Source organism: Gemmatimonas groenlandica, assembly GCF_013004105.1.
GTDB lineage: Bacteria > Gemmatimonadota > Gemmatimonadetes > Gemmatimonadales > Gemmatimonadaceae > Gemmatimonas > Gemmatimonas groenlandica.
In genome coordinates this window covers 939,145-959,953 of record NZ_CP053085.1, presented here as the reverse complement: position 1 = coordinate 959,953, position 20,809 = coordinate 939,145, and the positions used below count along the sequence as shown (strand labels likewise).

Here is a 20,809-nt window from a genome sequence, read left to right as displayed (position 1 = left end):
TTCTCCTAGTAGCCGACGTTGACGCGGAAAATGAAGTAGCTAGGCGGACCGACCGTTTGGAACTCGTTCGGTGCTTCGGTACCCGAGGTCGTGTTGAAGCCCGACTCCGGATCCGTGCCACGGTACTTGGTGCTGAGGAACAGGTTACGACCGGTGAAGACCACCGACAGTGACTTGGCCCGCGTGAGCTTGGAGGCGAGCTCCGGCGACATCGTGTACTGCACCGAAAGTTCGCGCAGGCGGACGAAGGCACCCGGCTGGAAGTAGCCGTCGAGCGTACGCGCGGGATGCTCGTTGGCCGCGATGTTCGTGGCCTGGTCGATCAGTTCAGCGCTGGTGTTGAGACGGCCGGAGCAGTTCGGACGCGTGCAGCGAATGCGTTCGGTGTTGTTGTACCACTTGTTGCCACCACGGTAGTCCCACAAGGTGCTGACGCGGAGCTTGCGGGTGAAGAAGTCCCACCCCGAGCCGAGCGTGACCGAGTAGCGCGGCGCCGCGTATCCGCGGAAGATCGCGGAGTCGCCCACAAAGACTTCATTCTTGGCGTTGTCGGCCCAGTAGGTGAGCAAACCATCGCCGTTCTTGTCTTCGTAGCTGGTGATCGGGCGGGCCCACAAACCTGAGATCGGGTAGCCGGCCACGATGCGGGACGTGGTACCGACCTGCGGTGGGTTGTCGCCGAGCGACACGACCTTATTGTCGTTGGCGGAACCAGACAGGTTGATATCCCACCCGAGCTTGTCACCCTGCAGCAGCTGCGCATTGATCGCCACTTCAACGCCGGCATTTTTCACGGAGCCGAGGTTACGCAGCTGGGAAGTCACGATGCCATACGAAGGCGGCAGCACGGCGCTGATCAGCGCGTCCTTCGTGATCTTGCTGTAGTACGTCGCGTCGAGGTTAAGCCGCGAGTTGAACATGCCCACTTCAAAGCCGGTTTCCTGCTCGGCCGAGCGTTCCGGCTTCAGGTTGTCGTTGCCAAGGGCAGATTGAATGACGGCCGGCTGATCGGTGCTATTGATGTTTGTGTTGGAGGCCGTGAAGAACCGATTGGCATCGTTCGGACCCGGCTGTACGCCCGACTGTCCGTAGGCGTAGCGCAAACGCACGGTGTTCACGAACGACGGCGCCTTCCACCAGTCTTCCTGCGAAATCAAGTACGAAGCGGAGGCCTTCGGATACAGAATGCTCTTGAACTTCGTGCCGAACGCCGAGTTCTGGTCGCTGCGCACGGCGGCGGTGAGGAACAGGCGATCGCCTACATTCAGCGCCTGTTCAATGAACACGCCGAACGTTTTTTGGGTCGTGGTTGCCTCGCTGACCGAAGCGATCGCGCCCGAGCCGACGATTTGTGAGCCCGGCGCCAGCTGGGTCGATCCCGTGGAGGCACCTGCGGTGCGGAAGCCGATGTACTGCGCGCCAACCGTGGTCTTGAGCGCAAAGTTGGATAGCGAGTACGAGGCGGTGGAGCCGAGATCAACCGTGAGGTTGTTGGTATTGACCCGATTGATACCGCGGGCACCGAGTCGCGTGGTGGCGGTGAGCGGCGGCCCCTCGCCGTTGAGCAGCAGATTTTCATCGCTGCGGGCGGTGTAGTCATTGCCGACCGTGGCGCGATTGACCAGCCAGCTGAGCGGACGCCAGTTGGCGTTCGCCGACCACAGAAAGCGATTCACGTCCTGGTTGGTCTTTTCCTGCCACATGTATCCGGGCGTCCAGGCACGATAGCCATTGAGCGGCGTGCCGAGACCAGAAACGGTGCCGTTGCTGCGTGTGCCCGGACCACCGAAGAGATGCGAGCCGAGACCGGCGGTGGCGTTCGATTCGAGCGAGTAGCGCTGCGCGATGTTGATGAAGTTGGTTGCGACAGCGAGGTCCAGCTTCGGGTTGATCGCCGAGTTCAGATTCATGCGGAGCGACTTGCGCGCCATCACGTTCGGATGGCTCGTCCACGGGCGAAGCACCAGGCCGGCAGAGTCGAAGCGATCACGTTCGAACTGGGGGAGCGAGAGCACGCCCGTTTCCTTCTCGTCTTCAGCCGAGAAGAAGTAGCGAACGGCTTCCGTGCCACCCGACACCTGCGCACCCATCTGACGACGGACGCCCGTGCCGATCGGCGTGAGGTCCTTTTCGTTGAAGATATTGAGCGACACGGTCGAGTCGGCGGTGCAGACGCCGGTGCCGAGCGACTGCAAGCTGCAGCCGTTGGTGCGCGACGACGTGGTCGACGTTCCGCTCTTGGCGAACAGGCTGTATGCGTCCGGGTAGTAGTTCCGGTCGGTGAGTGCTCCGCCCTCGCCGTACACGTTCCAGCGGGCGGCGCCGGCACGACCCTTCTTGGTCGTGACCAAGATCACGCCGTTGGCGGCATCCGTGCCATACAGCGTGGCGGCCGACGGGCCCTTCACGATTTCGATGCTCTCGATCTCTTCCGGGTTGAGGTCGCCGACGCGGCTGGCATTGTTGCCGCCGGTAGTGCCACCGCTACCAGTTGCGGTATTGAAGTCAGCGTTGGTGCTCGTCATGCGAATGCCATCGATGATCCAGATCGGCTCGTTGGACAAGCTGACGGAGTTCGAACCGCGCACGCGGATACGCGAGCCGGTGCCCGTCTGCGAGCCGCTGGTGACGGTCACACCTGGGGCCCGCGAATTCAGCAGGTCACTGAGGTTCGACACCGGCGCCGACTGCAGCACCTTGCTGGCGTCGATGTTGGCCGTGGCATTACCGGTTTCCACGCGGCGGGTTTCGCCCGTGGCCGTCGTGACCACGGCGGCGAGATTGATCGCGGCGGTGGCCATGGTGAACTCGATGTTGGCCGTCTGACCGGCCGCGATCGGTACACGCTTCGTCTGTTCGGTGTAGCCGACACGGAGTACGCGCACCGTGTACTCAGCGGCGGGAATGCCGCGCAACGTCAAGCGGCCATCGACCCCGGTTGCGCCAGCGAAAGTGGTGCCGACGAGGAATACACGCGCTGCTTCGACCGGACGCTGGCTCGCAGCGTCAGTCACACGGACGGATAGCGTTCCCGGCCCGCTTTGCGCGCGGGCTTGGGGAACGGCGACCGCGATCGTGCCTGCGAGTAGCAGCAGGGCACGCCAAGGGTGTTGCATGAGCGGGTCTCCTCGAAAGTGGGAAGGAACTGGAGCGCCAGCCGACCGCTGCGGGGCAAGCAACGGTCGTGGACCTACGGTTGTCGAACCAAACGCGAACGGCTGATCAACGCGTAAAGCATACATCTCAGCGCATAACTATGCGAACCAACCTGATCTGAAGGCGACTTCACCCAGCGGGTTGAACGCGTACTACGTTTCCTAATCGACAACCACGACCGATGAGTTCGGACTCATGGGTCCACTCGCCACCGATTTCGCACTGCTCAACGTGCCCACGTCATACTTATTCGCTGTACTGCTGCAGGTCGTACAGCCGGTGCCGCCGGCCTCCACGGTGCCTGCCCCGACACGGCCGACTTCCGGACCGCCGGTCGCCAGCGCGTCCACAACGACGAACAGCGCAGCCGGTGGTTCGCGTCACGCCGGCGCCGTTTTCCATGGACGCCGCGGACAGCTCACCGTGACGACACCACGTCGCGACGCGGCCGTGGTCGTTGACGGCCGGTTAGATGAACCGGCGTGGGCTGATGCGGCCCTGCTGACGGGGTTCTCGCAGTTCTTTCCGGCCGATGGTATTGCCGCGCAGGACAGCACCGAAGTCCTGGTGTGGTACTCTGCAACGGAACTGCACGTCGGCATCCGCGCCTTCGCCGCCCCGGGCAGCGTCCGGGCCACACTCGCCGATCGCGACAAGATTTCGGCCGACGACAACGTGCAGCTGTTCCTCGGCACGTACAGCGACAGCCGCCAGGCAATGGTCTTCGCGGTGAATCCGTTCGGGATTCAGAGCGACGGCGTCTTGACGGAGACCGGCGCCAGCGTTGGCGGCGGCTTCAACGCCACCACCGCCAAAGCCCGCGAAAGCTCCGACCTCGCGCCGGACTACGTGTGGAAGTCGAAGGGGCAGCTCACGGACTTCGGCTATCAAGTGGAGCTGTCGATTCCGTTCAAGAGCTTGCGGTACCGCGCCGGCGACGAACAGCGCTGGCAACTGAATGTAGCGCGCACGGTGCAGACGTCGGGACACGAGGAGACGTGGACGCCGGCGCTTCGCGGCGCCTCGAGCTTTCTCGCGCAGTCGGGTGTGCTGGCGGGCCTGCGGGATTTGCGCCGCGGACTCACGGTGGATGTGATTCCGACCATCACGTCGAGTACCGTCGGGACGCGCAATACGAGCAGCGCCGCGTGGGACTACAACGGTGGTCGGCCCGAGCTCGGCGGCAGCGTCCGGTGGGGCGTCACGAGCAATCTCACCGTGGCCGGTACGGCGAATCCCGACTTCTCGCAGGTGGAAGCCGATGCCACGCAATTCTCGTATGATCCGCGCGTAGCGGTGTTCTTTCCGGAGCGACGCCCCTTCTTTCTGGAGAGTCAGGAGCAGTTCACGACGCCGAATCGCCTGATCTACACGCGTCGCATCGCGCAGCCAGTGGTGGCCAGCAAGCTCACGGGCAAGTACGGCGGTTTCGATATCGGCCTACTCTCGGCGGTGGACAATCAGGACGCGTCATTCGACCAGCAGCATTCGCCGTTGTACAACATTCTGCGACTGCAGCGCGACCTCGGCGCACAGAGCCGCGTGGGTGTGGCCTACACCGACAAGGTCGACGGGCAGCGATGGAACCGCGTGCTCGGCGTCGACGGGCGGCTGGTTCGCGGCATCTACAATCTGCAGGGGCAAGTCGCGAACAGCTTCACGAGCAGCGACAGTGGCACGCTGAGCGCGCCGCTGTTCGATGTGAGTGCGTCACGCAACGGCCGCCGCTTCGTGGCCCGCTACGCCATGAATGGCATCAGCCCCGACTTCGACGCACAATCCGGCTTCATCGCACGCCCGGGCATTGCGAACATCTCGGCCACCCATCGCTGGAATTTCTACGGCAAGCCGAAAGCGTTGCTCGAGCTGTTCAGCCCCGAGTTGTTCATGCTGGGCCGCTATCAGTACGACCGCTTCGTGAACGGTGATGGATCGCAGGATCGGCAGCTGCATCTGCGCGCCAACGCACGGCTGCGCGGCGGCTGGCAGCTGGGCACCCAGCTGCTCCTCGAAGTCTTCGGATACGACCCGTCACTCTATGGCAACTACGTACTGCTGCAACCGACTGGCGGCGGACGCGTGGATACGGTGGGTTACAGCGGTGCGCCAAAGATCGGCAACCGCGACTGGGTCTTCTCGGTCGGCACGCCGGAGTTTCGCCACTTCAGCTACAACGGCTTCGCGGTGATCGGCTACGACGAAAACTTCCAGGAGTGGAGTTCGGCGCGCATCCTGAGCGTGCAGAACACGCTCACGCTGCGCCCCACCGAACAGCTGCGACTGGCCGCGACTTGGAATTTCGATTCGTTCGATCGTCGCAGCGACGGGACGCGGGTACTCACGCGCAACACCCCACGGCTGCGGGCAGAGTACCAGGTCACGCGGCAGTTCTTCGTGCGTGTGATCGGCGAGCACGCCGTGGTCACGCAAGATTCCCTGCGGGACGACACGCGCACGAATGCGCCGATCTATCTGCGCGGCGCCAATGGCACACTCACGCGGGCGGCGGCGTTTGAACGCACCCGCGCCCGTATAGACGTCCTGCTGTCGTATCTGCCGTCACCGGGTACTGTCGTGTATCTCGGCTACGGCGACGCGCTGGCGGCCAATCGTCCGGCCGGACCGGAGCGCCTGCAGCGTACGCGCGATCAGTTCTTCATGAAGCTCAGCTACCTGTTCCGCCTGCAGTAGCACGCTAGGCGCGATAGTAAAAAGCCCCGGTCGAGCGTTGCTCGACCGGGGCTTTTCGCGTTCCAGCGCTTAGAAGCTGCGAACTAGTTGCGGCGGCCCTGTAAGCGCGACAGCAGGCGCAGAAGCTCGAGATACAACCAGATCAGCGTGACCATGAGTCCGAACGCCGCGAACCACTCGAGCTGCTTTGGAGCGCCTGACTGCACACCCTGTTCGATGCGGTCGAAGTCGAGCACGAGATTGAGCGCCGCGATACCGGCGACCGCGAGATTAATGCCGATCGCGAGCGGACCCGACGATGTGAAGTAGCCGATCGAGACACCGAAGAACGAGAGCAGCATCGAGCCAAGATAGAACAGGCCGATACCGATCATGGCGGCAAGCATCATGCGCTTGAATCCTTCCGTGGCGCGCAGGATGTTGAAGCGGTACAGCAGGAACACCGACGCGGCCACACCAAACGTGAGAAGCACCGCCTGCTGCGGCAGTCCGGCAAAGCGCAGGTTATATAGCGCTGAGACCGCGCCCAGAAAGATGCCCTGCAGCGACGCGTAGATCGGCGCGCTCCACGGCGCCGTCTGCGGCTTGAAGCTGGCGATCATGCCGACAATGAACCCGCCGATTCCACCCAAAAGCATGGCCGGCATGAGCAGGTCGAGGTTGCCGGTGGCAAACTGCTGCCAGGTCACGGCGGCCGAAAAGAGCACGACCGCCAGCAGAATCGCGGCCTTACCCGCGACACCGGCGGTGGTCATGGAACCCGAGCGCGAACCGGCGGCGGTGGCACGTGCCGCGTCGGCTAGGCGGGACAAAACGGGATTCGTAGTGCGCATAGTCGTTCGTCGTCGAGAGAGGTGAATCAGCGTACACGTACAAGATACCCCACAGTGCTCAGTCTGGCCGCCCTTTACGTATCAACTTTTACTGATATATTACGTATCTGAGCGCCCTGCGGCTCGATTTATCCCGCTCCGCCAGCATCTTCCACGCGCTGTCCGACGAGACCAGGCCAGTTTCTGGCAGAAAGTGGCGTCGACGTGAATGCGAATCTCGACGAGATCGACGGCAAGTTCATGGCGGCGTTCGTCCGCGCGCAGAAGCCGGGTACCGACGCATGAGTGTCTCGCTGAGTGTCGACGACGGTAGCGGGCCGACCGCTTTGCGCAGCGGAACAACGGATGACCTGACGGCCGTGCAGCAATTGCTCACAATGGTGAAGCTGCCGATTGTTGGGGTCGACATGATTTTCGGGCTCCGCGCGGAGGATTTTGTGGTGGCGACCTACCCGGCGCAGCCTGCCTACTCACTACGACCGCCGAGCAATACTTCCCGCGCTGCGGTGCCTCTCGCGATCGCGCACACCGATGAATTCGCCGACGCGTGTCTGATGTGCGGGTTTCACTGACTTCCGGCGTGACCGCTTGCGGCGACGACCGTCAGACGCTTGCCTTCATCCATGGAATCGAATGGACCACGTCGCTTCGATGAGCAAGAAATCTCCAAGATTCTCGAGCACGCGAGTCAGCTCGACGCCGATGACGGCCCGGCTGAGCCGAAGAGTCTGAGCGGGCCATCGAATCCGGGAACAGCGCACGGCATGACCTTAGCCGAACTCCAGTCGATCGGCGAAGAGGCGGGGATCTCCAAAGCTGCCGTGGCACGAGCCGCCGGCGCCATTGTGCGCGGCGATCATCTCCCGCCCGAGCGTCAGTCACTGATGGGCCTTCCCGTCGGTGTGGCGCGCACCGTGGTGTTCGATCGTCAAGTCACCGACGTCGAATGGGAGCGCATGGTGGTGCTTTTTCGTCGCACGTTTGGCACGAGCGGCGTGCTGCGCGGAGCGGGTTCTCTTCGCGAATGGGGCAACGGTCGCCTGCGGGCGAGTCTCGAGCCCACGGCGCAGGGCGGACATCAGTTACGCCTGTCGACTACGAAGAGCGATGCCGGCATGTTCAACCTGCTGGGCACCGTGTTCTCCGTGCTCGGTCTGTCGCTCACGGGCCTCGTAGCCGTCAAGACCGGCTTTGATCCGTCGGCCGCATGGTTTGGACCGATGGCAATCGCCGCCGGCGGACTGATGGCGTTCGCGAGAAACGCGATTGTGCTTCCGCGATGGTTTACCCAGCGTGCGACACAGATGGCCTCGATCTCGGCCGCAGCATCGGAGATCGTTTCGGAGAGCACGACGATGGTCGAGCGAGAGACGTAGCGGAAAACACCAGTCCGTGTGGTGGGAACCCCGACGAAATCGGGGGAAGTTCCCGCTGATCCTCAATACAGAGAGCGCCGAGCATTCCATGCAATGCAAGTCGCCTCGTTCGAACGTCGCCGTTCTTCGCCCGTGCCGGTCGCGGCCGCGCTGCTCTTCGTGCTTGCCGCAACGAGTCCGGGGGAACTGACGGCGCAAGCCGCCCACAGTGCACCTCCTGTGTCTGCACCCGGGATCGCACCGGCGCTCGCGGCCACACTGAGCGCGCCGAGTCGGCCGGCCTTCGGCATGGGCGAGGTGCTGGACTATCGGGTGAACGTGTCCAGAGCCGGCAACGTCGGACAGGGACAGATGCGCGTCGAGGGTCCGGTCATGGAGCGCGCGACGCTCACTTGGCGACTGGTGTTCGTGATGCAGGCTCAACGCGGGCCCATCAAGGCCATCGACCGGACCACCTCGTGGATCGATCCCACGACGTTCGCGACCACGCGCTTCGAGAAGACCGAACGGCATCCGCTTTCGCGTGACCAAGAGACGGTCGAGATCGATGCTTCCGCCGGCACATGGACGCGCAACAACGGCGCATCGCAATCCCTCGCCACGACGCTGCCCCTGGACGAACTCTCATTCATGTACTTCCTGCGCGGCCTCCCGCTCGATCACGAGGGCACGTTCACGTTCTCGCGTCACTTCGACGAAGCACGCAATCCGACGGTCGTGTACGTCCGTGGAGAAGAAATGGTCGACACGCCGGCTGGACTCTTCCGAACGCGCGTACTTGACATGCATGTGCGCGACCCGAAGCGATTTCAGGGCGCGGGTGTTATCCGCATCAATCTCGATATGGCCGGCTGTCACATGCCGGTGCGGATTACGAGCAAGATGCCGATCATCGGCACCACTACGCTGACGCTCACGAACGTTAGCTCGACGGCCACCGTGGCCGAACACGCGCCCGCCAGCTGCGCGCTGTAGGGGTTCTCACGACCGAAGTCGTGCCGGATCACCACAAACAATCCGGATCGCCCTGACCGTGGGGCACACTACACGGGCCGAACATACAAGTATCAGCGTGCCGTTCGGCGCTGTGCCTTCATCATACAGGAGAAGCCACCATGCGCGTGCGCATTTCGCATCTTACGATCGCCTCGGCAGTCCTGCTGCTCACTGCCGCCACCGCCAGCCCGATGGAGCGGATCACGCTCGCTCCGGGCAGTCGCCTGTGGTTCGACGGTACCTCGACTCTCCGCTCCTGGACCTGTACGGCCGACAAGATCGAGTCGAAGATCGACGCCGAGTCCGGCGTCGCGGACGCGGTCCTGAACGGTCGCAAGGTCGCCGGAACGCTTGAAGTCGAGTTCCCCGTGGAGAAACTCGAGTGCAAGAACGGCACGATGAACGAGCACATGCGCAAGGCGCTCGTGGCCGCGAAGCATCCCGACATCACGTTCAATCTGTCGGGCTACGACCTCAGCAAGGGCACGCCACAGGGCGGGACTGTACAGGGCTCGTTGACCATGAACGGCCAATCGCATCAGGTCGCGGTGCCAGTGCAGTTCGTACGGGCTGACGGTGCGCTGCGCGTGACGGGCAAGTTGCCGCTCAACATGACCGAATGGGGCGTCAAGCCGCCGAAGCTGATGATGGGCACGATCAAAGTCGGCAACGTCGTGACCGTGCAATTCGACCTCCTGCTTCAACACTGACCGGTAATCCGGCCAACATTGCTCCCCTCCCGAGACAACTATATGAAAAGGACTCAAGTTCTGCTGGCACTCTCGCTACTCGGCATGGCGATTGCACCCCTCGGCGCTCAGCCGGCGGTGAACACCGACAGCTCGAAGACGCCGACGCAGCAGCCGGTCACCATCCAGTACCTGCGCGCCCAAGATGCGCGGGGTATCAACGTGTTCGAAGCGCCGAAGGAAGCGGGCGTCGCCTACACAGGCTTCAAGCTGGCCTGGGGCGCGGCGTTCACGCAGCAATTCCAGGGTATCACGCACGAGAACACCGCCGATTCCGTCTTTGTGGCGGCGGTGAATCCATCGCCGGGCAACGCGGGGAGCGTGGCGAATGCGAACAAGAATCGCTTGATGACCATCGGCAACGGCTTCAACAACGCCACGGCTAATCTGTTCATGCATGCACAGCTGGCGAAGGGCATCCGTGTGCAGCTCACATCGTACCTGTCGGCGCGTCACCACAACGAAACATGGGTGAAGGACGGCTTCATCCAGATCGACGACTCGCCGCTCGACATCAAGGCGCTCAACACGCTGATGAAGTACGCGACGCTCAAAATCGGTCACTTCGAAGTGAACTACGGCGACTTCCACTTCCGTCGCTCGGACAACGGCCAGGCCCTGTACAACCCGTTCGTCGGTAACGCGATCATGGAAGCGTTCACGACCGAAGTCGGCGTCGAAGCACAGCTCCGGCATAAAGGCCTGATGGGTGTCGTCGCGATGACCAACGGCGAGATACGCGGCAACATCGCCCGCCCGGCCGACCGTGCGCCGGCGTACATGGCGAAGCTTGGCTTCGACCGTCAGCTCAACAGCGATCTCCGCGTTCGACTCACTGGCTCGGTGCGTACGCAGAAGAGCGCGATCAGCAACACGCTGTATGCCGGCGACCGCGCAGGCTCACGCTACTACTACGTGCTCGAGAACGACAAGGCGACCGAGTCCGCAAACTTCACATCAGGTGCGATCAACCCCGGCTTTAGCGACAAGAGCAACTCGTACATGATCAACCCGTTCGTGAAGTTTCATGGCCTCGAGCTCTTCGGCATGTACGAGGGGGCGAAGGGCCGCTCAGCGCCGGACAACACACCGGAACGCGAAGTGAAGCAGTACATGGCCGAAGCGGTCTATCGCTTCCTGCCGGGCGAAAAGGTGTATGTCGGTGGCCGGTGGAATCAGGTGGAAGGCGATCTCGGTGGTCTGAACAAGGCGATCACCGTGTCGCGCAGCAACATCGCGGCGGGCTGGTTCATTACGCAGAGCCTCGAGCTCAAGGGCGAGCTGGTCGACCAGCGCTACACGGGCTTTGCGAAGTCGGACATTCGCAACGGTGGCCGGTTCAAAGGATTCGTGATCGAGGCGGTCACCGCCTTCTGATCGCGACTCGCCCCTGATGTACCAACGCCGATCCCTTACGGGATCGGCGTTTGGCGTTCGGACATGTCGTTGTTCACGTAATGTTGCAGCAGCTCTTCCGCGGCCGGTAGATACGCCTCGATTGGCGGTAGTCCGCCGTCGAGGTTTGGCCCAGCATCGCGAAAGACGGCCGCGATGCCGTGCGTGAGCGCCCCCAGATCGCGATGCTCATGCACGCAGGCGTCGAGGAGCATCACCAGGTAGCTGGCGAGGACTTCGGGCGTCGGCTCACGCACCGATCTCCATCCGATGCGCTCGAGCCCACGCGCGAGCGCCAAGGCCGCGCCGCCGCCCCCAAGTCCGGTGTCCGCCCGAAAGCGAGCGCTCAAGGCGTCGAGACGGATCATGCGCGTCGCATTTACTGCGCGACCACGTTGGCGCTCAGCGCCTTGGTGAGGCGATAGAGGAACTCCTGCCCTTCGTAGTAGCTCTTGATGCCCATGCGTTCGTCGCGACCATGCGCCCGTGCGTCGACCGTGGGATCGGAGAAGAGTCCTGACACGCCAAAGGCCGGAACGCCGAGGGCGCGGAAGAAGCGCGAATCGGTCGCGCCGGTGCTCATCGTGGGAATGATCGGCATCTCGCCCCACAGCTCTTTCGTAATGCGGGCGACGTTTTGCATCAGCTCCGGCAGCAGCGCCGACGGCGGTGAGGCCGGCCGCTGCGACCGGATGATCACCTGTACCGTGGTGTCGCCAATGGCTTTCGCCAGCTCAGCCTGCACCTGTGGCGCGGTTTGCGTGGGATATACGCGGCAGTTCACGTTCGCCTCGGCGAGCTGCGGCAGCGCATTCGTGGCGTGACCACCCTTCAGTTCCGTGGCCACGCAGGTCGTGCGCAGCATCGAGTTGTACTTGGGATCGGCCGTCACGACGGCGATGGCCGCCTTGTCGGCTGGATTCGCCACCAGCGCCTTCATGGCCTTGCCCATCGCGGGTTCTTCCAGCGCAGCCGTCTGCGTGAAGAACGCGCGTGTCACGTCGTTGAGCTGAATGGCGAATTTGTACCGGCCGACTTTCGACAGCGCGTCGGAGAGCGACGTGATCGCGTTGTCGTCGCGCGGCACCGAAGAATGGCCGCCCTTGTTGGTCACGCGCAGCGTGAAGTTGGTCGTGATCTTCTCCGTCGCCTGCACGCTATTGAACAACGGCTTGCCGTCGCGCAGCGTGCCACCGCCGCCCTCGTTGATGACGAGCGCGGCATCCACCAACTCCTTGTGATTCTTCAGCAGCCAATCGACACCATTGGCCGGACCACTTTCCTCATCGGCGGTGAGCGCGATGATGATGTCGCGATCGGGCACGAACCCTTCGCGCTTCATACGATAGACGTTGGCGACGAAGATCGAGGCCATGGCCTTATCGTCAGCGGTTCCCCGCCCGTAGTAGTAGCCGTCGCGCTCCGTGAACACGAAGGGATCGAGGTCGGGCGACCAATCGGCCTTGAGTGCCTCCACGACATCGATGTGCGCGAGCAGGAGCAGCGGCTTCGGCGCATTTGGGCCGCCCTTCCCGCGAATGCGCGCCACCACGTTGTGCTTCTCCGGGCGCGGTCCACCCACAAAGATGTCGGCCTCCGCGATGCCCGCCGCTTTGAAGCGCGCGGCCATGGCCACTGCGGCCGTCGTGATATTGCCGGTCTCCACGCCGGTATTGATCTCGACGAGCTCCTTGTAGATCTCGCGGGACAGCTGCTGCTGCGCCGTGAGCGCGGTCGGGTTGAAGATCGGCGCGCGTGATTGCGCCGAGGCAACGTGCGACACAGCGAACGTCGCGCTCAAACCGATGACGGGCACGAAGAACCGCCGCATGTGAACTCCACGAGTGGGACATGAAAAGACGAGCGGCATCTAGTGCCTGCCGTCGAGCGAAAAGGCGATCAGTTCGGCGTTGTCACCGCCGCCGGTGGCGATCACGATGTACTGTACCCCGTTCGCCGCGCGGTACGAAATGGGGTTTGCGTAGCCCCGCCCTGCTGGCAGGTCGAACTGCCATTTCACAGAGCCGTCGCGCGTGTCGAGCGCATAGAGCACCGAACCGCCGCCGGTGGCGAAGATCAGTCCGCCTTTGGTGACCGTACCGCCCACGGCTCCGGCCACCCCGAGCGGAGGCAGCTTCACGTTTTCGAGCAACGGGTGATTGCGGATCGCCGGTGTATCGCCGAGGGTCACCTGCCAGCGTCGCTTGCCGGTGTCGAGGTTGATCGCGGTCATGGTGCCATATGGCGGCTTGATCAACGGCAGCTGCTCGGGCGGCGCATGATCAGCTTTTCCCGAGTCGGGATCGGCCGTTACGCCAAGTCCGCTGCGCACCAAATCGACGGTATACTCGAATCCGATGGTGTCATTCGGCACGCCCTTCTGCACCCGATAGACGACCGGGTTGTCGGTGCCCTTCACGTACAGCGTGTGCGATTCGGGATCGTACGACGTGCTGCCCCAGCCTGCCCCGCCGATCGAGCCCGGCATCACGATCGTGCCTTCGAGCGAGGGCGGTGTGAAAATCGGACCGCTGCGATACTTCGAGAACACCTCGAGCGCGCGACGCCTGAGCTCCGGCGTGAAATCAATGAGATCGTTCTCGCTCACCGTTTGGCGGGTAAACGGGGCGGGATTGGTCGGCATCGGCTGGGTCAGTGCGGCACGCTCCCCCGGCACGTCGCTCTTGGGCACCGGGCGCTCCACGATCGGCCAGATCGGCGCCCCGGTCTCACGGTCGAACACGTAGATCCATGCAGTCTTCGACGGAACCGCCACGACATCGCGCGGCCTACCGTTCCAGGTAATAGTGGCTAGCACCGGCGGTGCCGGCAGATCGTAGTCCCACAGTCCGTGATGCACGATCTGATAGTGCCAGACGCGCGCGCCCGTTTTGGCATTCAGCGCGACGACGGATTCGGCGAAAAGGTTGTCGCCCTTGCGATCGCCGCCATACCAATCGTTTGTGGGTGTTGACACCGGCAGAAACAACAATCCACGCGCCGCGTCGAGGCTCATTGGTGCCCACACGTTGGTGTGCCCCATGTACTTGTACGAGCCGTCTTCCCAGGTGTCCCAGCCGACTTCGCCGGAATCGGGCACCGTGTGAAAGCTCCAGACGCGCTTGCCGGTGTTCACATCGAACGCTTGCACGTCGCCGGGCGGATCGTTGCGATAGCGAATGCGATCGCCCACGCCATTCCCCACGATCACCAGGTCGCCATAGACCACCGGGGGAGAGGTGTTCGTGTACTGCAACTGGTTCACGGCGCGACGAAGCTCTTTCGTGAGATCGACTTCGCCGTTTACGCCGAACGACGGGATGGGTTTGCCCGTGGCGGCATCGAGCGCGATCAACTTCCAACGTGCATTGATGAAGATCCGTCGCTGCGTTGACGATGCCCACGTGGCCACGCCACGGTGCACGAAACCGGTGCCGTTCGACGGCTGTCCGGTGCGCCACATTTCCGGATCGAACTTCCACAACTCGCGACCGGTGCGCGCGTCGAGCGCGGCCACCGCCGCGTACGGCGTTGAGACGTACATGGTATCGCCGAGCACGATCGGTGACGCCTGAAATAATCCGGGACGCGCGGCCTTCTGATTCGCGCTGGCTCGCACGCTGCGCTCGCCGGTGTTCCACCGCCAGGCGAGCTTGAGTCGACCCACATTGTTGCGGTCGATGTCCGCCAGAGGCGCATAGCGCATAGCGCCGGGATCTCCACTGGTATTCGCCCAATCCACGCGCTGCGCGAACGCCGGCGTGGCACCGACGAGGAGCGACAACGTCGCCGAGCGAAGCAGGGCGCGCACTATCGGGCCCTCGGTTCGCCGAGTTTCGACGCCTTGCGCACGTACTCGGCGACCTCCGCGTGCGTGGCCCACCACACCTTGCCGGCCCCTTTGGCCTGGATGTGCGCGATCAGCAGCTCGAGGGCCACAATACGGGAGCGATGCCCCGACACATGGGGATGCAGCGTGAGCACGAACATCGTACCCTCCTCGTACGCCTTGTCGAACTCGTCCATCCAGACGCGAGCGACATCGCGCGGATTCATGTAGCGCTCGCCGCGCGGATCGAACAGCGGCGCATCGTCGAGAATCCATTGCACCGGCAACTCCACGAGTCCGGTGGGTTGCCCGCGTTGCACCAACTCGTAGGGTGCATCATCGGCCATGAGCGAGCTCTCGTAGCGGAAGCCCATGTCACGAAGAATCGCCAACGTATTCGGACTGAAATTCCAGCTCGGTGCGCGGTAGCCGGTTGGCTTCTGCCCGGTCAGCGCCGTGAGTTCGGCGACGGCCTTCGCGAGCAACGCGCGTTCGGCCGAATCGGGGAGCGTCATGTTCAGCTCGTGAATCCAACCATGCACGGCAAATTCATGTCGACCGCTCTTCTTGATCAGATCGGCCATCGATGGCGTAATCGCCAGGCTCACCGAGGGGATAAAGAACGACGCGGGAATCTCGTGCTTGTCGAGCAAGCGCATGATGCGCGGCAATCCTACACGTGCGCCGTACTGCATCTCAGCCAACGATCCCACCGTGGGCTCACCGTAGCGGATCGCGATCGTCTCGTTGTCGACGTCGAACGAGAGCAGCACCGCGACGCGCGACCCATTCGGCCACGCCGCCGGCTGCAGCGAGCGGCCGGCGCGGACTTCGTTGACCACGGTGTGTACACTGTCCATGGTCCACTTCCATCCCGGCTTGGCGGTCGTGATCGGCACAGGCTGCGCCTGCGCCTGGAGGATGGCGGGACAACAGGCCAACAGCAGCGCGAGCGGGAATCGAAGCATGGTCGGGGGCGGGCGAGGAGTGGAGGTCGAGCTACACTGTTCTATCAGCGAATCGTCTTGAGCGCTATCCGGGTGTATCCAGCGACGGCCACGGACCCTCCAGACGCAACTCGCACAGCATCGACGGTGCGTCGGGATTGTCGACATCGAGCACCACAAAGACCTGGCGCTGGTCGGCGCGACCGCAGGCGATTCCCTCGACCTTGAGCGGCAGCAGCTCACCCTGCATGTCGCGTAACAACGCGTAGCGCATCACCGTCCCCTCACAACGCGGGTCGAGGAAGCCGATGGCGCTACCGGCCACCTCGCCGTCGCGCCGGGAGTCAGGTGAGCCTTCGGCGGCGGCCGTGTAGAGCACTACCGGCTGCGCCGACCGATCGCCCCACGCGACCGTGGCGTCGGTGAAACTCAGGCGCACGCCGTTGGCCTCGCCGAGGGAATACTGTCGCAACCGCCGGGGCATGGGCGGCTCCACGCTATCCGGCGCGTCGAGATAATCCCGTACCGAGGGCCAGTGCAGATCACAGGTGGCGTCGAGGGGCAGATGGCGTTTGCTCGCCTCCCCGTTGCCGCGCCCGAAGAGTCGTAACACATCGCCGATGCACACCGCGCCTTCGATGTTCATGTCACTCCCCGAGAAATCGGTCGCCTGACGCAGCACATCGTAAAGTCCCGGCGCCGCGATGAGCGACAGCGCTTCGTCGGCTTCACCAGCGCGCTTCACCGTGACCATGCGCTCGCGGCGCTTGGACGACCCGGAGCCGATGGCCAGCAAGAAGGGGCCGTCGGGGGAATCAACGCTGACCAGTGCTTCAAGATCGAACTTCTGCTTCTTGTTGCCGCGACCCGTATCGAACTGGCGCACCCCGCTTTCGCCGGCTGGCAGCACCACGGCGGTCGCATGACCCGACGCGGGATCAACCAAGGCGATGAAGTTGGCGTCGTCCTGCACGATGGCGAGCCGCTCGCCAACCCACGCCAATCCGGAACCAGCCCGCACGTGCGCTGGGCGATCAACGGAGGGGTCCGCGCCGTCCGCGTAGTGCAGCGGTAGCTGGCGGACAAGGCGGACAACGAGCGCCGGATCGTGCTGGGCGTGAATCATGGACGGGGCACTGACCTGATGAAGAGACGCGTGCGCAATGGCTCGACCGGTGCAATGTTCAAGCATGCCCACGTCGACGCCACTGATCAATCTGCACAATTTTGAGGCCGCTGCCGCCGACGTGCTGCCGCGCATGGTCTACGACTACTACGCCGGTGGCGCGAACGACGAGGTGGCGCTGGGCGCGGCACACGCGGCCTGGAATGACATCACCCTGCGATATCGGGTGCTGCGGGACGTCTCCGAGCGCTCACAGCGCACCGAAGTCCTTGGGCACACCCTCGATTGGCCCGTGTTCGTGGCCCCGATGGCGTTCCAGCAGCTCGCGCATGCGGACGGCGAGGTCGCCACGGCGATGGCGGCGGAGGCGACGGGCGCGGGTATGATTCTCTCGACGCTGTCGAACCGGACGATCGAGGCCGTGCGCGCCGGCACGTCGGGTCCCCTCTGGTTTCAGCTCTACATCTATCGCGATCGCGGCGTAACGGCGGAGCTCGTGCGGCGGGCCGAGCGCGCGGGGTGCACGGCACTCGTACTGGCCGTTGACGCGCCGCTCCTGGGAAGGCGGGAGCGCGATCTCCTCAACGGCCTTCACCTGCCGCCGGACGTGCCGGTGCCCAATCTCGGGGTAACGCTGCGTGACACGCTCGCCGCTGATCGTGATGTAACTGGGTCGCAGATCTCGGCGCTGGCGGAGTTCTTCGATCGACACTGGGATCCGTCGATCGCGTGGCGCGACCTCGCCTGGCTGCGGTCGATTACGACGCTCCCTATTCTGGTGAAGGGCGTCGTCCGAGGCGACGATGCGGTGCTGGCCATCGAGCACGGCGCGGCCGGCGTGATCGTATCCAACCACGGCGGCCGTCAGCTCGACACCGCGATCCCCACCGCCCGCGCGTTACCCGGGGTGGCCGACGCCCTTCGCGGGCGCGGCACCGTGCTCGTGGACGGTGGCATTCGCCGAGGCACCGATGTGATCAAGGCGCTCGCCATGGGTGCCCAGGCCGTCCTCCTTGGACGCCCGGTGCTCTGGGGGCTCGCGGTGAACGGCCAGCCAGGCGCGAAGCAGGTGCTGCAGTTGTTGAAGGACGAATGCGACCTCGCCCTTGCGCTCGCCGGCTGTCGCACGCCGGCCGAGGTCACAGCCGACCTGATCGCCTGACGACGGCTCGCGGTCGCGCGGTCGTTTCCCAAGCGGGACCTTTCGCCGCAGATTGTCTCGGAGCAGCTCACCCGAAACCCGAATGGTGCTCCGATGACCCGTGCTTTCGTTTCGCGTACGTTGGCCGCACTCTGCCTCGTGTCGTCGGCCACCACCGCTGGCGCGCAACGACGCGCGACGCCCGCGATTCCCTCGCCGGCGAGTATTCTCGGGTGGGAGCCTGGCGCCGATCGAAAGCTCCCTTCGTGGAAGCAAGTGACGGACTACTTCGCGGCCGTCGATAAGGCCAGCCCGCATGTCTCGGTGCGTACGCTGGGCAAGACCACGCTGGGACGTCCGTTCATCGTGGCCTTCATCAGCGACTCGGCCACGCTCGCCAACCTGCCGCGCTATCAGAAGATCCAGCAGCAACTGATGGATCCACGTTTGCGCACGGCGGCCATGCGAGCATCGCTGATTGCACAAGGCAAGAACGTCATTCTGATCACGTCGAGCATTCACTCCAACGAAGTCGGGGGATTTCTGACGCCGCTGGTGGTCGCCGACCGCCTCGCACGCGCCGACACACCGGAAGCCAAGTCGATTCTCGCCAACACGATCATCATGATGGTGCCAAGCCAGAACCCCGACGGCGTCGATATCGTCGGTGACTGGTATCGCAGCACACTCGACACGCCGGCCGAAGGCACGAATCCGCCGTCGCTGTACCACTTCTACACGGGACACGACAACAACCGCGACTGGTACGCCTTCACGCAGAAGGAGACCCGCTATACGGTGGACTCGCTGTATTCGCCGTGGACGCCGCAGATCGTGAACGATGTGCACCAGCAAGGCGCCAACGCGGGCCGTATCTTCATTCCGCCGTACATGGATCCGCTCGAGCCAAACATCGACCCAATTCTCACCGCGAGCACCAACGCGCTGGGCATGGCGATGGCGTGGCGCATGACCGCCGACGGCAAGACGGGCATTGCCACCAACGCGTCGTACGATCAATGGTCACCGGCGCGCCAGTATTCGCTGAATCACCGCGGTGCGCGTATTCTCACGGAAACGGCGAGTGCACGACTGGCGTCGTCGATTGATCTCCCGTTCGACAAGCTCGGCACAGGGCGCGGTTATGACGCCAAGGTCGCATCGTGGAATTTTCCCGCGGTGTGGCCGGGCGGTCGCTGGGGCATCGGCGACATCGTGTCGTATCAGGTGAGCGCGACGTGGGCGCTGCTGGTGCAGGCGGCGCGCGACCGCGGCGCTTGGCTCGAGAGCTATGCGACGCTTGGTGAGCGGGCGCTGGCGGCTGATCATCCGTGGACGACGACCGACGTGCCAGCGATGTACGTGATTTCGAAACAACAGAGCGATCCCGCCGCCCTCACGCGACTGCTGTGGACGCTGCAGCACGGGCAAGTGGTGGTCCACGAAAGTCAGCCTGCTGGCAGCTACCTCGTGCCGACCGCACAACCATTCGGGTCGTATGCCAAGGCGTTGCTGGAGCGACAGGCCTACCCGAATCTGCAGGAGTACCCGGGGGGTCCGCCGAAACGTCCATACGACGTCACGGCGCACACGCTGCCGCTGTTGTTCGGCGTGGATATCCAGGCGGTGAAAGCACCGACGATGCAACTCGGTGCCGTCGTGAAGCCGGTGGCCGAGCCGACGTACAACGTATCGGGCTTGAGTGGCACGAGTGGCAAGCGCATCGCCATTTACCAGAGCTACAGCGCGTCGATGGACGAAGGGTGGACACGGTGGGTGTTCGACGCCAACCGCATTCCGTTCACCACGCTGCACGATCGTGATGTCCGCGCCGGCGGACTGCGGGCGAAATTCGACGCGATTCTGCTGCCGGATCAGCCCGCCGCACAGCTCCGTCGCGGCCTCGCGGCGCCGTATCCGGATTCCCTGCGTGGCGGCCTCGGTGAGGCCGGCGCCGCTGCCCTCAAGGCCTTTGTGGCGGAAGGTGGCGCGTTGCTCGCCTTCAACGAGGCCAGTGAGTATGCCATCGAAGCGCTGGCGCTGCCCGTCACGAATGTCCTGGCGAATGTGCGCAACACCGACTTCTACGCACCGGGCTCGATGTTCGCCGTCGAGGTGAATCGCGCGCATCCGGTCGCAGCGACCTACCGTGCCCCGACACCTGCCGTCTGGTTCGAGGACAGTCCCACGTTTGCGATAACCGACACAACCAAAGCGAGCGTCGTGTTGCGCTATCAATCGGCGGGCGATCCACTGCTCTCCGGCTGGCTTCTGGGCGGAGCACGCCTGAACGGCCGCGCCGCGATGGTCGATGCCGCGGTTGGGACGGGCCATGTCTATCTCTACGGTTTCCGCCCGCAGTATCGCGCGCAAACCAACGCGACCTGGCCTCTCATCTGGAGTGCGATTCTGCGCTAGGCCGTGGACGCCTAGCCGCGGCGCGCAAAAGCCGGTGCGTCAGTGGTATGACGGTCAGCCTGACGCCGCAGGGCTGCACCGACTTTCGCCATCAACCGTTCACGACGGTACCACAGATGAGTTAAGCGTCGTCGGTGCCTGCGCATGCGTGC

Annotated in this window: 15 protein-coding genes; 8 read left to right on the top strand and 7 right to left on the bottom strand. The window is 63.8% G+C overall.

Features of this window, described 5'->3' with window-relative positions:
* Positions 1-5 precede the first annotated feature (5 nt).
* Positions 6-3,116: a SusC/RagA family TonB-linked outer membrane protein gene (locus HKW67_RS03950; RefSeq protein ID WP_269141220.1), complete on the bottom strand. Its 3,111-nt coding sequence runs from the start codon at positions 3,114-3,116 to the stop codon at positions 6-8.
* Positions 3,117-3,351: 235 nt separating this feature from the next.
* Between HKW67_RS03950 and HKW67_RS03945 the strand changes: the two genes are divergently transcribed.
* Positions 3,352-5,847, top strand: coding sequence for a carbohydrate binding family 9 domain-containing protein (locus tag HKW67_RS03945; protein ID WP_171224152.1), 2,496 nt, complete (start codon positions 3,352-3,354; stop codon positions 5,845-5,847).
* Between the two features lie 83 nt (positions 5,848-5,930).
* On the opposite strand, the gene HKW67_RS03940 is transcribed toward HKW67_RS03945, so the two are convergent.
* Entirely contained in the window at positions 5,931-6,680 is a 750-nt protein-coding gene (locus HKW67_RS03940; RefSeq protein ID WP_171224151.1) for a Bax inhibitor-1/YccA family protein, read from the bottom strand.
* A gap of 281 nt (positions 6,681-6,961) precedes the next feature.
* Here HKW67_RS03940 and HKW67_RS03935 point away from each other — a divergent pair, with 281 nt between their 5' ends.
* The 5 genes from HKW67_RS03935 (at position 6,962) to HKW67_RS03915 (ending at position 11,178) form a co-directional block, all read left to right on the top strand.
* Positions 6,962-7,252 (top strand): hypothetical protein, encoded by a 291-nt coding sequence (locus tag HKW67_RS03935; RefSeq protein WP_171224150.1) that lies wholly within the window; start codon positions 6,962-6,964, stop codon positions 7,250-7,252.
* A 51-nt stretch (positions 7,253-7,303) separates the two neighbouring features.
* On the top strand, positions 7,304-8,056 hold the full coding sequence (locus tag HKW67_RS03930) for a hypothetical protein (RefSeq protein ID WP_206044597.1): 753 nt from the start codon (positions 7,304-7,306) through the stop codon (positions 8,054-8,056).
* A gap of 93 nt (positions 8,057-8,149) precedes the next feature.
* Positions 8,150-9,031, top strand: coding sequence for a DUF3108 domain-containing protein (locus tag HKW67_RS03925; protein ID WP_206044596.1), 882 nt, complete (start codon positions 8,150-8,152; stop codon positions 9,029-9,031).
* Between the two features lie 140 nt (positions 9,032-9,171).
* A complete protein-coding gene (locus HKW67_RS03920) occupies positions 9,172-9,762 on the top strand; it encodes a YceI family protein (RefSeq protein WP_171224147.1) in 591 nt (196 codons plus the stop codon).
* 84 nt (positions 9,763-9,846) lie between these two features.
* Positions 9,847-11,178, top strand: a complete 1,332-nt coding sequence (locus HKW67_RS03915) for a hypothetical protein (protein ID WP_206044595.1) — start codon at positions 9,847-9,849, stop codon at positions 11,176-11,178.
* Positions 11,179-11,213: 35 nt separating this feature from the next.
* Here the strand turns inward: HKW67_RS03915 and HKW67_RS03910 are convergent, their stop codons facing one another.
* From HKW67_RS03910 to HKW67_RS03890, 5 genes are all read right to left on the bottom strand, one after another.
* Complete coding sequence (locus HKW67_RS03910; protein WP_171224146.1) at positions 11,214-11,564, bottom strand: hypothetical protein; 351 nt, start codon at positions 11,562-11,564, stop codon at positions 11,214-11,216.
* A gap of 11 nt (positions 11,565-11,575) precedes the next feature.
* Positions 11,576-13,027: a M20/M25/M40 family metallo-hydrolase gene (locus HKW67_RS03905; protein WP_171224145.1), complete on the bottom strand. Its 1,452-nt coding sequence runs from the start codon at positions 13,025-13,027 to the stop codon at positions 11,576-11,578.
* Positions 13,028-13,066: 39 nt separating this feature from the next.
* Positions 13,067-15,007 (bottom strand): pyrroloquinoline quinone-dependent dehydrogenase, encoded by a 1,941-nt coding sequence (locus HKW67_RS03900; RefSeq protein WP_171224144.1) that lies wholly within the window; start codon positions 15,005-15,007, stop codon positions 13,067-13,069.
* A complete protein-coding gene (locus HKW67_RS03895; protein ID WP_171224143.1) occupies positions 15,007-15,993 on the bottom strand; it encodes a polysaccharide deacetylase family protein in 987 nt (328 codons plus the stop codon). Before HKW67_RS03895 ends, HKW67_RS03900 begins: the two co-directional genes overlap by 1 nt.
* A gap of 64 nt (positions 15,994-16,057) precedes the next feature.
* On the bottom strand, positions 16,058-17,098 hold the full coding sequence (locus HKW67_RS03890; RefSeq protein ID WP_171224142.1) for a DUF6929 family protein: 1,041 nt from the start codon (positions 17,096-17,098) through the stop codon (positions 16,058-16,060).
* A 64-nt stretch (positions 17,099-17,162) separates the two neighbouring features.
* On the opposite strand from HKW67_RS03890, the gene HKW67_RS03885 reads away from it, so the two are divergent.
* Positions 17,163-18,260 (top strand): alpha-hydroxy acid oxidase, encoded by a 1,098-nt coding sequence (locus HKW67_RS03885; RefSeq protein ID WP_171224141.1) that lies wholly within the window; start codon positions 17,163-17,165, stop codon positions 18,258-18,260.
* 93 nt (positions 18,261-18,353) lie between these two features.
* Entirely contained in the window at positions 18,354-20,657 is a 2,304-nt protein-coding gene (locus tag HKW67_RS03880; RefSeq protein WP_171224140.1) for a M14 family zinc carboxypeptidase, read from the top strand.
* Positions 20,658-20,809: the final 152 nt, after the last annotated feature.